At 46.8% G+C, this 15699-nt stretch carries 12 protein-coding genes; 10 read left to right on the forward strand and 2 right to left on the reverse strand.

Translation table 11 applies throughout. The annotated features are described in order from the left end of the window. The first annotated feature begins 28 nt into the window (after positions 1 to 28). Both AC1DM9_RS23595 and AC1DM9_RS23600 read left to right on the forward strand, forming a co-directional pair. Positions 29 to 2245: a methyl-accepting chemotaxis protein gene (locus AC1DM9_RS23595; RefSeq protein WP_477511677.1), complete on the forward strand. Its 2217-nt coding sequence runs from the start codon at positions 29 to 31 to the stop codon at positions 2243 to 2245. Positions 2246 to 2454: 209 nt separating this feature from the next. Further along, a complete protein-coding gene (locus tag AC1DM9_RS23600) occupies positions 2455 to 4518 on the forward strand; it encodes a peptidoglycan D,D-transpeptidase FtsI family protein (protein WP_477582485.1) in 2064 nt (687 codons plus the stop codon). Between the two features lie 68 nt (positions 4519 to 4586). Here the strand turns inward: AC1DM9_RS23600 and ytvI are convergent, their stop codons facing one another. Next, on the reverse strand, positions 4587 to 5750 hold the full coding sequence (gene ytvI / locus AC1DM9_RS23605) for a sporulation integral membrane protein YtvI (RefSeq protein ID WP_441875872.1): 1164 nt from the start codon (positions 5748 to 5750) through the stop codon (positions 4587 to 4589). Between the two features lie 166 nt (positions 5751 to 5916). On the opposite strand from ytvI, the gene AC1DM9_RS23610 reads away from it, so the two are divergent. Then, positions 5917 to 7308: a polysaccharide deacetylase family protein gene (locus AC1DM9_RS23610; RefSeq protein WP_477549783.1), complete on the forward strand. Its 1392-nt coding sequence runs from the start codon at positions 5917 to 5919 to the stop codon at positions 7306 to 7308. Positions 7309 to 7478: 170 nt separating this feature from the next. Here the strand turns inward: AC1DM9_RS23610 and ilvD are convergent, their stop codons facing one another. Further along, the gene (gene ilvD / locus AC1DM9_RS23615; RefSeq protein ID WP_076270807.1) at positions 7479 to 9164 is read right to left on the reverse strand and encodes a dihydroxy-acid dehydratase; all 1686 of its coding nucleotides are present in this window, start codon (positions 9162 to 9164) and stop codon (positions 7479 to 7481) included. Between the two features lie 241 nt (positions 9165 to 9405). Between ilvD and AC1DM9_RS23620 the strand changes: the two genes are divergently transcribed. From AC1DM9_RS23620 to AC1DM9_RS23650, 7 genes are all read left to right on the forward strand, one after another. Continuing rightward, positions 9406 to 10110: a response regulator transcription factor gene (locus tag AC1DM9_RS23620; RefSeq protein WP_339207922.1), complete on the forward strand. Its 705-nt coding sequence runs from the start codon at positions 9406 to 9408 to the stop codon at positions 10108 to 10110. Further along, positions 10100 to 11194, forward strand: a complete 1095-nt coding sequence (locus tag AC1DM9_RS23625) for a sensor histidine kinase (protein ID WP_441875879.1) — start codon at positions 10100 to 10102, stop codon at positions 11192 to 11194. Before AC1DM9_RS23620 ends, AC1DM9_RS23625 begins: the two co-directional genes overlap by 11 nt. Positions 11195 to 11290: 96 nt before the next feature. Further along, positions 11291 to 12259: a D-alanyl-D-alanine carboxypeptidase family protein gene (locus AC1DM9_RS23630; RefSeq protein ID WP_477511680.1), complete on the forward strand. Its 969-nt coding sequence runs from the start codon at positions 11291 to 11293 to the stop codon at positions 12257 to 12259. Positions 12260 to 12475: 216 nt separating this feature from the next. After that, complete coding sequence (locus tag AC1DM9_RS23635) at positions 12476 to 12778, forward strand: urease subunit gamma (RefSeq protein WP_441875885.1); 303 nt, start codon at positions 12476 to 12478, stop codon at positions 12776 to 12778. Between the two features lie 93 nt (positions 12779 to 12871). Beyond that, complete coding sequence (locus AC1DM9_RS23640; protein ID WP_477511681.1) at positions 12872 to 13240, forward strand: urease subunit beta; 369 nt, start codon at positions 12872 to 12874, stop codon at positions 13238 to 13240. Then, positions 13237 to 14952, forward strand: a complete 1716-nt coding sequence (gene ureC / locus AC1DM9_RS23645) for an urease subunit alpha (RefSeq protein ID WP_430057796.1) — start codon at positions 13237 to 13239, stop codon at positions 14950 to 14952. The genes AC1DM9_RS23640 and ureC overlap by 4 nt, the downstream gene beginning before the upstream one ends. A gap of 42 nt (positions 14953 to 14994) precedes the next feature. Then, entirely contained in the window at positions 14995 to 15687 is a 693-nt protein-coding gene (locus AC1DM9_RS23650; protein ID WP_477582489.1) for an urease accessory protein UreF, read from the forward strand. Positions 15688 to 15699 lie beyond the last annotated feature (12 nt).

Raw genomic sequence — 15699 nt, forward strand, 5'->3', positions numbered from 1 at the left:
TACAATATTAAAGGCGGTGTCTTCCCTCATGGAAAACCAAGAAGAACAAAAAAAGAAGAAAACAAAGAAACAGAAACAGGAAAAAGAGCAAAATAGCACAAACGAAATTAAGTCAGGTACAAGTATGAAAGCGTCATCAAAAATGCAATCTTTATCACAAGCAGCAAAGGCAGCGACGTTATCTGTAAAAAGCACAAAGCTGTCAAGCCCGATTAAATCAGTAGGAACGAAGCTGTTTACGATTATCTTTTGCAGCATTATCGCGTGTGTATTGACAGTAGGTCTAATGGCTTATTCAAAGTCGAAGTCGATTATTGAAAATAAAGTTTCAGAAGCGAGCTTTCAAACGATCAATCAGGTTGCAAACAATATGGACGTTATTTTCAAGACGTATGAAGATTTATCGCTGCAAATATTAATTGATAAAAGCTTCCATGAAATTGTAAGGAAAATGCTTGACGGCGATGACGATTTCAGCAAGTTTGAGGCATCGCGTAATTTAAGCGACAAAATGCAATCTTACGTTATGGGTAATAATACGATCGTTTCCATGATGCTGCTGCCTGTAAATCCGAAATTGACGGTTGTAACATCCGGCCGGGCAACCACCGGCACTGCGGAGAAATTAATGAAAACAGCATGGTTTATGGAAACTGTCGAAAATGCGGGGAAAACAAACTGGATTCCGCCACAGCCTGAAGGCATGTCAGATCCAGCGGGTGCGCCAACTATAGGCTTGAGTCGACTCATTAAAGATATAACTTCAAGTGAAGCATCTTATGTACTGCTGCTGGAGGTGCAAGCCTCGACGCTTGCGAAACGCTTCGAAGAAGTTAACCTTGGTGAAGGAAGCCAGCTTTCAATCGTGAATGCAAACGGTGAATATATTACAAATAATGATCCAGAATTGGTAGGCAAGCCAGCGAGTATTACATTCCCAACCGAAGGCGATAAAGCGCTTGAGGATTCGTCGAAAATGAAAACGACAAACGGTGCTGAGGTTTTGGCTACATACAAAACATTCGAAACGATGAACTGGAAGCTGCTAGGCACGGTACCGGTAAAAGAACTAGTAAAAGATGCTAAAGCGATTCAAAATTTGACATGGATTACGGTAGTTATCGCAGCACTTATTGCAATTGCAATCGGTATTCTCGTAATTATGACGATTGCACAGCCACTGGTTAAGCTTCGCAACCTAATGACTGAAGGAGCAAGCGGCAACCTGACCGTACGATCTGTCATGAAAAAACGCCAAGATGAAATTGGTGAGCTAAGCGACAGCTTTAATCTTATGATGACACAAATAACTGCTCTTGCAGTACAGACGACAAGATCAGCTGAGGATGTACTGGTTACAGCTACTGAGCTCGGAGATGCTTCTCGGAAAACAGCTATTTCTGCTAAGGAGATTGCAGTCGCAACAGAGGAGATCGCGGGAGGAGCAACAAGCTTGGCTGTTGAAGCGGAGCGAGGTTCTGACCTTACAGGAAACATCGATGTTCAAATGAAAAAAGTTATTGCAGCCAACGAACAAATGGTGAACTCTGCGCAAGCCGTTGAGAAGGCAAGTGAGCAAGGAACAAACTATATGGGCGTACTTATTCAAAAAACGAGCATGACAGAAGAAATGACCCGTTCTATGGTAGAGAAGGTTGATGCTTTGAAGGAAAGCACGGGCTCAATCGTAAAAATCCTAGACGTGCTCAACAGCTTAACGAAGCAAACGAACATCTTGTCATTGAATGCGACGATTGAAGCTGCTCGCGCTGGCGCAGCAGGAAAAGGCTTTATGGTCGTTGCCGATGAAATTCGCAAGCTGGCGGATCAAAGCCGCCAATCCATTGACGTTGTTGGTCAAATCACGGAGAAAATTAGAGGCGAGATTGACGAGACCGTTCATGTTTTGTCCGATGCTTATCCGTTATTCCAAGAGCAAATCGGTTCTGTAAAAGAAGCGAATCAAATTTTCTTAACCGTTTCTGGCCAAATGGGAGAACTAGTTAAGAAGCTGGATCTTGTTACGGATTCAATCGGGCAATTGGATGAATCGCAAGTCGTATTAGGCGAAGCGATGACTAACGTGAGTGCAGTAGCTGAAGAATCTTCCGCTACATCAGAAGAAGTCGCATCACTTAGCACAGAACAGTTAAGCATTAGCGACGGTATGGTGCGCTTGTCGGAGAAGCTGGATACGGTGTCTCGTGAGCTCAAGGATTCACTTTCTAAATTTAAAATTAATTAGCAATCACGGTATCCTATTAAATTGATAATTTTGAAGGAAGAGCTATTCAGGCAGTTAATGCTGAACAGCTCTTTTTTTTGTTGTAGAAAATAGAATGGATGTTTGAAGGAGAGCCGCGGAAGKAGATAATGAACGTATAACAACGATTCCAGCGCTCATTAAACATTAGGCAGCATTAAAAAGGAGCTTTCGCAGGATGAGAACAGGACATGATTAAACGAATAACTATGGCTGCTTGTTTCATTAGTTTAATAATGATGTTTTATATTGGCCGCTTAGCTTGGATTCAATTGATCCCTGGAAGCTCTTCTTCAGCGGTCCTTTCTCCACTGGCAAACCGGGGAGGATGGCAACGGCTGTCAGTTCAGCAGCGTCAACGAAACTTGGTGCTGGACACAGGCAGAGGTGACTTTTATGATCGCTATGGAAAACCGATAACAGGTGAAACTTACTCGGCCGTTGCCTTATTTCCCGTACGGGCAGAGCTACGTGGTCAAGAAAAGAGTTTAGCTGAGCTTAGCCGCTTACTAGGCGTAACCACGGAGCAGCTGCAGCAGAAATGGGATGCTGTGCGAGAGCCTGTGTTTTGGAAGGCTGATGGGATGCAAGCGCCTTTGCGACTGACAAATGATCAAATTACCCGCCTAAAAAAACTTGAGCTAAACGGTATACGTGTGCTTCCTTATCGCAATCGCTATTTGCCGGATTTTGATGCGAAGCATCTGATTGGCTTTACAAGCCAGCATCCTGAGTGGCTGCAGACTAACCATGCGGAAGATCTCGTAAGTGGCAAAAGAAAGCTAGTAGATCAGGTTGGCGGGTCGGGTCTTGAGAAATCGCTGGACAAGCTGCTGCATGGAGTAGGGGCTACTTCTGTTTCCTACTTCCTGGATGGACGTAATGCTCCTATGCACGGCCTTGATATGCGGATTACGCAGCCTGGCAATCGATATTATCCTCTTAAAGCGATGACGACGATTGATTTGCAGCTGCAAAACGAAATCGAAGCGTATGTGGATGCACAAGGCTTGCAAGAGGGAGCAATCGTTGTGCTGGATGCGAGCAATGCGGATATTGTAGCGATGGTATCACGGCCGCAATTGAAGCCAGGACAGTTCCAAAGCTCCGACGGCAGCGAGTGGGCTAATCATGCAATCAAGGCAGTCGCTCCCGGCTCTGTGTTCAAGCTTGTTGCGGAAGCAGCTGCGCTGGAAGCGGGTGTAGTGAATCAGCATGAAACGTTTTTTTGCAATGGTGAATACGGCAAATATGGCTTATCCTGCTGGAAGGAAGGTGGACACGGCCGCTTGACACTCCAAGAGGGCTTGGCGCAATCATGCAATATTGTGTTTGCAACGCTGGCTGAGCGGCTTGAAGCTAGGCAGTTGAAGCGGACCGCGGGTTTGCTCGGGATAGGGCAGCAAGCGGGCTGGCATCGCGATGAAGCTTTTGGCCCCTTTACATCGCCTCTGAGACTGCTTGAGGAGGAAGATCGCGGACAGCTGTTTGCAGCCGTTAAGAGTAAGCTCGCTTGGAATAACGGCGTTGAGATGGGTGAGAATGAGCACGAGAGTGAACATGAGATTGGGAATGGGCATGTGAATGAGAATGAGAATGGCAGTGGCAGTGACAATGAGAATGGAAATGGCAACGGTAATGGCAGTATTAATGGCAGTGGCAAGGGTAATGGCAGTGGTAATGGCAAGCGTAATGAGAAGCGGAGCGGGAAGTTTGACGCGGCGCAGCAAGCGCGGGAAGAAGCAGCCATGCTGGATGGCGTCGATGGCGGCGTGCTCGCGCAAAGCGCGCTTGGGCAGCGTGATGTAAGGATGTCGCCGCTGCAAGCGGCAAATCTGATTGTAACGCTGCTGAATGAGGGGCGCGTAATGGAGCCGCGCCTAGTGAGTGAAATCCGCTATGCCAACGGCCAGCGGATGGTGAAGCTGCCCGCGCAGCGCGCGCAAGCGATCCGTGGCCGGATTAAACCGGCCACGGCGCATGCGCTGCTGCGCGGCATGCAGGCGGTCGTCGACCATGGAACCGGTCGATCGATCCGCCAAGGGCTGTGGGCGATTGCCGGCAAATCCGGCACCGCCGAAACGACTCATGCCGGAATCGCCCGCAACCACCAGTGGTTTGCGGGCTACGGCCCGGTCAAAGCTCCACGATACGCGGTAGCCGTCCTCGTGGAGAACAAGCCGCCTGGAAGCTCGCACCAGGCGACTAAGCTCTTTCGCGGCGTCATGGATATCGCCGCACGCCATTCCAAATAAAATGAGCCACCCCATTGCAGACGAATCAACGTTCGTTTGCAATGGGGTGGCTCTGTTTTATTTGCGTATTATTGTTCCTTGATGTCCTTGTTATTTATTTTCACCGATATACTATCAGCGTCGTCCGGCTTGTCCGGAGGGTTGTCGTATTCCCCCTGCGGAGCATGAATCCAGCGGTGGAGATACCCTTGATCATACAGCGCTTTGATTAAGATCATAAGAATAGGTGATAATATGACACCTGCGACGCCAAAAAGCGATAAGGATACAATCATGAAAGCGAGCATTGTAAAGGCGGATACGCCTAAGGAGTCGCCTGTAATTTTTGGTTCAAGAATTTGGCGTGTAAGCACAACTGCGAGAAAGAGGACGGACAGCCAAATGGCAAGCGAGACTTTGCCGACAATAATTAAGTAAATAATCCATGGGATAAAAATAGTGCCTACGCCTAGCAGCGGCAAAATGTCGAAGATAGCGGATACGACTGCTATGACAAAAGCATTTTCTACGCGCAGCAGAAGGAGCGCGATCAAAATAACGACAAAGGTGATACTAATCATCTTGGCTTGCGCTTTAATATATAACGCGATTCCTTTAAATACATTGTTTCTAAGGAAGAAAAATGCCGTTTTGAAGGTGTTTGGCGTTTTGTCCTCGGCCGTCTTTTTCCAAGTCGTAATTTCGATGCTTAAGAAATAAGCTAATATAATCCCGACTACAAAATTAAAGATGAAAGTTGAGAAGGATGTGACGTACCCGATGATGCTAAGCAGTACAGTCTTTCCAAACAATGCCAAGGTTGAAGAAGCACCTTCAATGAGGTCTTTGGAGCGCTGAACCAAATCCAAATCTGCGGGCAGATTCCCAAATCTGGTTTGCACCTCTTCTGTCAGATTAGCGATTTGAACAGCGAGCATTTCTTGATATTTCGGGAAGTTGTTAACGAGCTCAGTTCCTTGCTTCGTAATTAGATAAGCAGCGCCTGAGAAGGCGGTAAGTAAAATTAAAGTGAATAGCAGAATCGAAATGCCGGAAGCGATCGATTTTTTCATGCCAAGCTTATTTAGACGCCTTGCCAGCGGCTCGATACATAAGAAAATGAGAAAGGATAAAAATATAGGCGTTGCGATTCGGTACAAATAGCTGAATGAAAACATAATTAAATAGACAGTTAGTGCAATGAGTGCGATGTCAAAGGCGGTTCGCCAATACTTTTTGTAAAAGGGCAGCATAATGTTTCTCCTTCTTTTTCCATATTCATATTTCCATAAAGATTGTACTATAGTTTTTAAAAAGATGCCTATTTTTAATTGCGTTATGCTACAATTAATACTACTGTTGTTGTTTTGTACCGCTATTTATTCGTCGACTAAATCATATAACGGTGGGGAAAACAAAATGGAAAATTTGCTGTTATGGGGATTATACGTAGCATCCTTCTATGCGTTTCTTCCTGGCCTCATTAGCCGTACTTTTGGCTTTCGTGTTTTTAAGAAGGGCCGTGTGGGAAACGAAATATCTTTAACGTTCGATGATGGGCCAGATGAGATCTATACGCCGCAATTGCTCGATCTTCTTGCCCGCTACAATGCGAAGGCAACCTTTTTTGTTGTCGGCTCACATGCCGAGGGGCAAGAAGAGCTGCTGAAGCGGATGAAGGATGAGGGTCACAATATTGGTGTCCATAATTACGTTCACAAATCGAACTGGTTAATGCGTCCGAGGACGGTTAAGCGCCAAATCGAGCGTACGCTTGACATTATTGAGCATGCTACGGGAGTGCGATCGACTTATTATCGCCCGCCATGGGGAATCGTAAATGTATTCGATTATGCGAACCTAGGCCATTTGCAAATTATTTTGTGGTCGGCAATGTTCGGTGATTGGCGGATACGTTTAGGGTCAGAACGATTGAAAAACCGGATGATGAAAAAGCTTCGGCCAGGTGAAGTCATTCTATTGCATGATTGCGGCATGACCTTTGGGGCGGACAAGGATGCACCGAGAAATATGCTTACGGCACTTGAGGCTTACTTAGAAGAAGGTACGAAGCAAGGTTTCCGCTTTGTTGGCATTGAAGAAATGATGAAGCGATCTGAAGCAGCGCGTGCTGCTCATACATCACTCTTAAAGAAAGCGATGATATCGCTTTGGCTGACATGGGAGCGTCTTTTTCACGTCGTTTTCCGTTTGAAGACCGTTGGTGATGTGAAGGATGCAGCATTTCATTACCGGGTGACCACATACACTGGCCAGGACATTGAATTAGCAGAGGGAGGACGCGTCTCAAAGGGAGACCGTATTGCAGAACTGCATTTTGACAACAAGAAATTGTCGATGATTGCAGCAACCTCAAAATCCCCTGTAGCTACAGGTATTCGCATGCTGCGTGAAGTGGAGCAAGCTCTTCCACTGCTCGCAAATCAGCTTGCTGAAGATACAGATGCGAATGACATCAAAGCGGTATATGGGGTTACAATGATCCATCGCGGGGCTGATCGATTAGGATTTGAAATATTTCAGCTGCCTGAGGGCTGGTTTGCCAGATCATCGCGTGTGTACTTGCGTGTATTGATTAAAGTATTAACGAACACGAAGCAGACTTCTCAGAGCAAGAAGAAAAGAGAACTGATCTCGCCGCGTATGCTGTTAATGCCCGTCGCAACGATTAGGTCCTATGCAACGGCACAGCTGAACATGATTCAAGATATAAGCCAGACAGTAGAGAGAACTTTAAACGCAGCAGCCGACGAAGCTGCGCAGTTAGGTACAAAAACAACAGCGATTTAATGTTGAGATATAAATGACATTTATCCAAATGAATGTTAAATAAATAAAGGAGTGCAGGCTGTTTCCAGCCTGCACTCCTTTTGTTTAAATATAAGAAAAGTTATCTATTGCTCCAACTTATCTTTTCGGTCAAAGCTGCTTCAGCATCCAGAGGATGCTGAAGGCGATAACTACATTTTCATTACGCCGCCCGTGCTGGCAGATGTAACAAGGTGAGCGTAGCGAGCCAAGTAGCCGCGCTTGATTTTTAGCTCGAAGCCTTTCCATTCGGAACGGCGTTTCTCGAACTCTTCGTCGCTAATAAGAAGATCCATCGTACGGTTGTTCATGTCGATCTCGATGATATCGCCGTCTTGTACGAAAGCGATAGGGCCGCCTTCAGCTGCTTCAGGAGAAGCGTGGCCGATGCTGATGCCGCGAGATGCGCCGGAGAAACGTCCGTCTGTAATGAGGGCAACCTTAGCGCCGAGTCCCATACCTACGATTTGCGAAGTTGGTGCAAGCATTTCTGGCATACCTGGGCCGCCGCGTGGTCCTTCGTAACGAATGACTACGACATGACCTTCTTTGATTTTTCCGTTAGCGATGCCGTGAAGCGCTTCGTCTTGGGAATCGAAACAGATAGCAGGACCTTTGTGGTAGCCGCCAACGGACTTGTCAACTGCACCTGTTTTGATAATAGCGCCGTGTGGAGCCAGATTACCAAATAGTACAGCCAAACCGCCGCGTTCTGTATGCGGGTTGTCGATGGTATGAATAACATCGGTGTCTTGAATTTCACAGCCAATAACATTTTCACGAAGCGTTTTGCCAGTAACGGTGATGCAGTCACCATGCAATGCGCCTTCTTTCTTGAACAGCTCATTAAGGACAGCACTTACGCCGCCTGCATTATGCACATCTTCAATGTGATAATCGGATGCAGGAGCGATTTTTGCCAAATGCGGTACGCGTTCAGCTACTTCGTTAATACGCTCAATTGGGTACTCGATTCCAGCTTCATGCGCGATTGCTAGCGTGTGAAGAACTGTGTTTGTTGAGCCGCCCATTGCCATATCTAGAGCAAATGCATTGTCGATTGTATCTTTTGTAACGATGTCGCGAGGTTTGATGCCTAGCTCGATGATTTTCATCAATTGGCGAGCAGCGTCTTTAACGAACTCTTTGCGTTCTGGAGAAACAGCAAGAATCGTGCCGTTACCAGGCATTGCAAGTCCCATGCCTTCTGCCAAGCAGTTCATGGAGTTTGCCGTAAACATACCGGAGCAAGAGCCGCAAGTCGGACAACCGAATTGTTCAAGCTCCATCAGTTGATCGTCATTGATTTTACCAGCTTGGTGAGCGCCTACGCCTTCAAATACGCTGGAGAGTGAAATTGAACGACCATCGGATGTTTTACCGGCTTTCATAGGTCCGCCGCTTACAAGCATAGTCGGGATATTGACGCGAAGTGCGCCCATGATCATGCCCGGTGTAATTTTGTCACAGTTTGGAATACAAACCATACCGTCGAACCAGTGAGCATTTACGACTGTTTCAATGGAATCGGCAATAATTTCACGGCTGGCAAGTGAATAACGCATACCGATGTGACCCATTGCAATACCATCATCAACGCCAATTGTGTTAAATTCGAAAGGAACGCCGCCAGCTTCACGGATCGCTTCTTTAACGAGCTTGCCGAACTCCTGTAGATGAACGTGACCAGGAATAATATCAATATACGAGTTGCAAACCGCGATAAACGGCTTGTCGAAATCTTCCTCTTTTACGCCTGCGGCGCGAAGCAAGCTGCGATGCGGTGCGCGGTCGAATCCTTTTTTGATCATGTCTGAACGCATTCTTTTGGCCGCCATGTAAGTTCCCCCTATATGCTTATTAAAATATCAATACTCTCGATTTTATCACAACGGACAGGCGTTGGCTATAACGTCAGCCGAAAGGCGTTTCGCAAATAAATGTTAAAAAAACATTAAAAATGGCTTAAACATTGTGATATTCCGTGAAACAATAGGACATGATGCAGGTTATTCATGTATAGTATGCTCATTGGTAACGATGAGAATAATTTGAAGATGAATAAGGAGGCGCTTGAAATTGGAAAGAAGAGTATTAATTGTTGATGATGAGCGGGAAATTGCCGATCTTATAGAGATCTATTTGAAAAATGAAGGGTTTATTACCGAAAAGGCGTATGACGGGGAGCAGGCGCTGCTTGCTTATGCGCGAGATCCGTTTGACTTAGTCATCTTAGACATCATGATGCCGAATATGGATGGGCTGGAAGCTACGAGGCGGCTCAGACGCGATCAATCGGTCCCTATTCTAATGCTCAGTGCAAAAGCAGAGGATATGGATAAAATTATGGGGCTGATGACCGGTGCAGACGATTATATGATCAAGCCGTTTAATCCGCTTGAACTTGTGGCTAGGGTACGCTCTTTACTGAGAAGATCCTATCAGTACAGCGGCCAAGCAAGTGCGAATAACGGGGCGCGACTAGATAAGGAACTTCGCCTTGGACCGCTGCGGATCGATAAGCTGAGCCATACGGCTGAAATAGACGGCAATCCGCTGCATCTAACTTCTACTGAGTTCGGCATTTTGCATTTGCTCGCTGGCCAGCCTGGCCGCGTGTTTAGTGCGGAGGATATTTTCCAGCAGGTGTGGAAAGAAAAATATTTTGATTCCAACAATACGGTAATGGTCCATATTAGCAAGCTCAGAGATAAGCTGGAGAAGGAGCTTGGAGATAAGATGATCATCACGGTCTGGGGGGTTGGCTATAAAATTGAAGGATAACATTGCATTAAAGCTTGTCTTCCGTTCGTTGCTGAATATCGCGATAAGCGCCGTGCTAGCGGCCTTTTCACTGTATATCCTATTAGGGTTCGGAATGTGGCTTATCGATAATGTAAGGCCAATGAGAGTTTTTTATCAATTCATTGATAGGTTTGATCGACGGCTTGTGTATGGTGCTGCGGGCATTGTAATGTCTCTTTTTTACTACATCATTCTCCAGTGGAGCTTATTTCATTATCTCGGTCAAATGAATAAGACGGTTCGCGGCATTGCTGACGGTACCTATGATATGGATTACAAAATCGAAGTGCGGAAAAGAAATATATTTGGTCCTATGGCAGCCAATATGAACAGCTTGGCAGGAAGGCTCCATCATGCGCTCGTGGAAGAGCGGAAGGCAGAGCAAACCAAAAACGAATTGATCACGAACGTTTCCCATGATTTGCGAACACCTTTAACGTCAGTGCTTGGGTATTTGGGACTTATTGAGCAGGATCGTTATCGAGACGAGGTAGAGCTGCGCCACTATGTTCAAATCGCTTATGAAAAATCGATGCGGCTGAATGTCCTCATTAATGATCTTTTTGAATATACGAGAATGAGGCATGATACGACTGCGCTTAAAGTAACGAATTTTAATTTAATCGAAATGCTCGGACAGCTGCTTGTGCAGTTTCGTTTGCCGCTGGAGGAAGCTGGAATGCAGAGCAAGCTGGTGACAGATAAAACGTCAGTCATGATCAAGGGAGATGCAGCCAAGCTTGTGCGTGTATTCGAAAACTTGATAGTGAATGCCATGAATTACGGCAGAGACGGCAAACAGGTCGTTGTGACTGTTCAGTTGGAGGGCAGCGCAGCCGTTATCGAGGTTATTAATTTTGGTGAACCGATTCCAATGATGGACATTCCTCATATTTTTGAACGATTTTATCGCGTAGACAAATCAAGAACACAGTGGTCTGGCGGTTCCGGCTTAGGGCTTGCCATTGTCAAAGGCATCGTTGAAAAGCATGAAGGTACGATTTCGGTTACGAGTGATTCGGAGCAAACGGCATTCCGTATAACATTGCCGATTATTAATTAATAATTAAGGGTTTCTTATGGTTTGTTTACGGTCTCCTTAAACTGACTCTCCTATACTTGGTTGTATAGAAGAGACAGTGAAAGGGGATCGTTTTTTATGCAGCAAGAAACGTATGGAAGAAAACGTGGAGGTACAATCTTGTGGCTTCTAACCGCAATTGGAGTGATCGTCAGTGTCTTTTACGTCATTTCATTAAAAGGCAGCCCATCTAAAGCTGATTTGCAATTGGATTCTAGCTCGGCTATTTTAATAGATCTCAATACAGGGGAAGTGCTCTACGAAAAAAATGCAAATGAAGCGCTGCCGCCTGCAAGCATGTCGAAGCTGATGACAGAGCTTATCATATTAGATCTCACAAGTGAAGGTACGCTTGATTGGAAAGAACAAGTGAAAACCAGCGCTTATGCTGCAGAGGTGCCAGGTTCCCAAATAGGCTTTGCGGCGGGGGAGACCTATACGGTTAGAGAGCTTTTTGAAGCGATGGCGATTCATTCCGCGAACGATGCGGCAGTAGCGCTTGCAGAGCATGTTAGCGGCAGTGAGGCTGCATTTGTTCAATTAATGAACAATCGGGCTGCTAAGCTGGACTTGTCCAATCAAACCGTCTTTGCGAATGCAACGGGCCTAAGCCATGAGGATCTGCTTCCGTTCGAAGCTGCTTCCTCAGACAGGGATACCATGATGTCAGCTAAGGATACAGCAGCACTAGCTGCCTATTTACTGAAGAAGTATCCTGAGGTAGTCGATGTTTCCAGCCGCAATAGCGTGAAGCTTGCGAGCACCTCGCAAAGATTGAAGACGACAAACATGATGCTAAGCGGCATGCCGTATGCATTTCCGGGCAATGACGGATTGAAAACAGGTTATACCGTGCAGGCTGGCTATTGCTTTACAGGTACTGCGAAGCAGGATGGCAAACGGCTTGTATCCGTCATTATGGGGGCGAAGACGCCAGAGCAGCGATTCACGGAAACAGGGAAGCTGTTTGAATACGGTTTTCAATTAAGCGGCTTGGAGAGCGTGATGGGGCATGTCCAAAGCAAACTAGGCTTTAAAGTAGGATAAATAAGGTAGAGTTAAATCTATTTTTCTCGAATGATGCAGAAAATAGTCGATTATTCTCATCGCAATAATTGTGTTATTGTCATGTTAAGTCTAGGACGAGCGCGAGTCGCTTTTTCTGGACTTTTTKTTTTTATGTCACAAAAACTAACATTAAATGATTTACGAACCCGTATTTGCTGTTTATAATAAAACTAATACAGATAAAGAGGTGAGTATATGCAATTGACCGAACGTGAAAAAGAAAAGCTGCTCATTACGATCGCTGCAGATTTGGCAAGACGACGAATGAATCGCGGCTTGAAGCTTAATTATCCTGAAAGCATAGCGTTAATCACCTCTGAAATTATGGAAGGCGCTCGTGATGGAATGACCGTTGCACAGCTAATGGCATTTGGAACAAAAATTTTGAATGCAGATCAAGTCATGACTGGCATACCGCAAATGATTCACGAGGTTCAGGTGGAAGCGACTTTCCCAGACGGAACGAAGCTTGTTACCATTCACGACCCGATAACTTGATAACGATAAGTAAAACGGCTATGGGCATCATTTCATTTGATATAGAAAGTGGTATGTGAACGATCAGCTTTATAGAGGAGGAGAGAATGGCCTGTGATACCTGGACAATATCGAACGGCTGACGGTGAAATTGAATTAAATGCCGGACGAATGACGAAGCAGTTAATTGTAGTAAATACTGGAGATAGACCGGTTCAGGTAGGCTCTCATTTTCATTTTTTTGAAGTGAATCGTGCATTGAGGTTTGATCGCGAGGCAGCTTTCGGGATGCGTCTTCACATCGCAGCAGGGACAGCGGTTCGTTTCGAGCCCGGTGAGGAGAAGCCTATAACCGTCGTTGAGCTGGGTGGTAAAAAGCAATCTTATGGACTTAATGGTCTCAGCCAAGGGAAAGCGGAGAACGGCAGGCTGCCAGATGTTGTTCGCGAACGACTTGCGGCTTGGGAGGGCGAAGGTAAATGACTAAGATGGATCGACGCAGCTATGCGGCCATGTTTGGCCCTACAACGGGTGATGCCATTCGGCTGGCAGATACGGAGCTATGGGCACAGATTGAACATGATTACACGGTGTATGGCGACGAATGCAAGTTCGGCGGCGGCAAAGTTATACGCGATGGCATGGGGCAGTCGAGCGGCGCGCAGCGTGATGAGGGTGTGCTGGATACATTGATTACGAATGCCGTTATTATCGATCATTCCGGCATTGTGAAAGCGGATATCGGCCTAAAGGATGGATTTATCGTTGGCATCGGCAAAGCCGGAAATCCAGACATAATGGACGGCGTGCACCCGAATATGATTGTTGGCGCAAGTACCGAGGTTATTGCCGGTGAAGGAAAGATTGTAACAGCAGGAGCCATTGATTCGCATATTCATTTTATTTGTCCGCAGCAAATTGAAACGGCGCTCTCCTCAGGCGTCACGACGATGATCGGCGGCGGAACAGGTCCGGCAACAGGAACCAATGCAACGACGGTTACACCTGGCGCGTGGCATATGCGGCGCATGCTGGAGGCAGCCGAACATTTTCCGATGAATATCGGCTTTACGGGTAAAGGCAATGCTTCATTCACCGCTCCGCTCATTGAGCAAATTGAAGCGGGAGCCATTGGGCTTAAGCTGCATGAGGACTGGGGAACAACACCAGCAGCAATTGACGCTTGCCTGCAAGCCGCAGATCAGTATGACATTCAAGTTGCTATCCACAGCGATACGCTGAATGAGGCAGGTTTTGTTGAGGATACGCTTGCGGCCATAGGCGGAAGAACGATTCATACTTATCATACCGAGGGCGCGGGCGGCGGTCATGCCCCAGACATCATCATCGCGGCGGGTGAGATGAATGTTTTGCCGTCATCCACGAACCCTACTCGTCCTTTTACAATTAATACGATAGAAGAACATTTGGATATGCTGATGGTTTGCCACCATTTGGACAGCAGCATTCCTGAGGACGTTGCATTCGCTGATTCTCGGATTAGGCCGGAGACGATTGCAGCGGAAGATATTTTGCATGATATGGGCGTATTCAGCATGATTAGCTCCGATTCACAGGCGATGGGGCGCGTAGGAGAAGTTATTATCCGCACATGGCAAACGGCAGACAAGATGAAAAAGCAGCGAGGACCGCTCCTTCCCGACAATGAACAGCATGATAACTTCCGTATTAAGCGCTACATTGCCAAATATACGATTAATCCTGCGATCACGCATGGTGTCTCTCATCTGGTAGGTTCGCTGGAAGCGGGCAAATTCGCCGATCTTGTCATTTGGAATCCGATGTTTTTTGGCGTCAAGCCGGATCTCGTGCTGAAGGGCGGGAGCATCGCATTTGCGCAGATGGGTGATCCAAACGCTTCCATCCCAACACCGCAGCCTGTGTTCGGTCGGCCGATGTTCGCCTCTTTTGGGAAGCTGGTGTTTAGCAGCTCGATTACGTTTGTATCTCAGGCAGCCTATGACCTCGGGGTTGCGAAGGAGCTCGGACTGCAGAAACGTATTGAACCAGTAAAAGGCTGCCGCAGCGTAACGAAGAAGGATATGATCCACAATGATGCAACGCCTAAGCTTGAGGTTGACGCGGAAACCTATCATGTTCTGGTAGATGGCGAGCATGTGACCTGCGAGCCAGCTGAGGTGCTGCCGATGGCGCAGCGTTATTTCTTATTTTAGCTGCGCGCTGCGGCCATGGACGACAGGAGGGCGAGCGAAAAATTGAATGATGATATGAAATGGCTGGCTATGCAGCAGCTGCTCGATTCAGCGTTGCCGATCGGCGGCTTCTCGCATTCGTTCGGTCTTGAGACCATGGTTCAAGATGGCCGTATGAATCGTTCTGCTCAGCTCTATGATTATGCCTCAGCCATGCTTTTGCAAAGCTGGGCAAGCTCGGATGCGATGGTGATCAAGGCCGTATATAGAAATGCGCCAAAAGGGAATTGGGAGAAGGTGTGGGCGATTGAGCGGATTGTTCATTTGCAAAGGGTCGCATCAGAAACACGCAGCGGCGTAGAGAAAATGGGGCGTCGGCTGCTTCAGCTTGCAGCAGCTATACATCCGCAGCTGGATTGGTCGCCTTTACTGGAAGCAATGAAGGCAGGGAATTGTTTTGCTTCCCATCCTCTCTCGCACGGCTATGCCTGCTGGGTGCTTGGCATATCGGAGGAGAAAGCGATCCAAGGCTATTTGTATACTTGCATCGTAACTTGCGTCAACAGCGCTTTGCGGCTGATGTCGATGGGACAGACGGAGGGTCAATCGTTGGTCGCAAGGCTGATACCGCTAACAGCAGACGCCTTGGAAATCGTGCGTGCGACGGATCCGGAACAAGCCTATTCTAATATGCCGATGGCGGAGATGGCGATGATGCGCCACGAACGGTTATATTCGCGATTATTTATGTCTTAATTATAAATTAAT

This window comes from Paenibacillus sp. 01T431, assembly GCF_056398625.1.

Bases quoted from the DNA above. Each gene is read 5' to 3' on its own strand.
- AC1DM9_RS23630 (WP_477511680.1), top strand. From the start codon at position 11,291: ATGCAGCAAGAAACGTATGGAAGAAAACGTGGAGGTACAATCTTGTGG.
- ytvI (WP_441875872.1), bottom strand. From the start codon at position 5,750: ATGCTGCCCTTTTACAAAAAGTATTGGCGAACCGCCTTTGACATCGCA.
- AC1DM9_RS23600 (WP_477582485.1), top strand. From the start codon at position 2,455: ATGATTAAACGAATAACTATGGCTGCTTGTTTCATTAGTTTAATAATG.
- ilvD (WP_076270807.1), bottom strand. From the start codon at position 9,164: ATGGCGGCCAAAAGAATGCGTTCAGACATGATCAAAAAAGGATTCGAC.
- AC1DM9_RS23595 (WP_477511677.1), top strand. From the start codon at position 29: ATGGAAAACCAAGAAGAACAAAAAAAGAAGAAAACAAAGAAACAGAAA.
- AC1DM9_RS23635 (WP_441875885.1), top strand. From the start codon at position 12,476: ATGCAATTGACCGAACGTGAAAAAGAAAAGCTGCTCATTACGATCGCT.
- AC1DM9_RS23610 (WP_477549783.1), top strand. From the start codon at position 5,917: ATGGAAAATTTGCTGTTATGGGGATTATACGTAGCATCCTTCTATGCG.
- ureC (WP_430057796.1), top strand. From the start codon at position 13,237: ATGACTAAGATGGATCGACGCAGCTATGCGGCCATGTTTGGCCCTACA.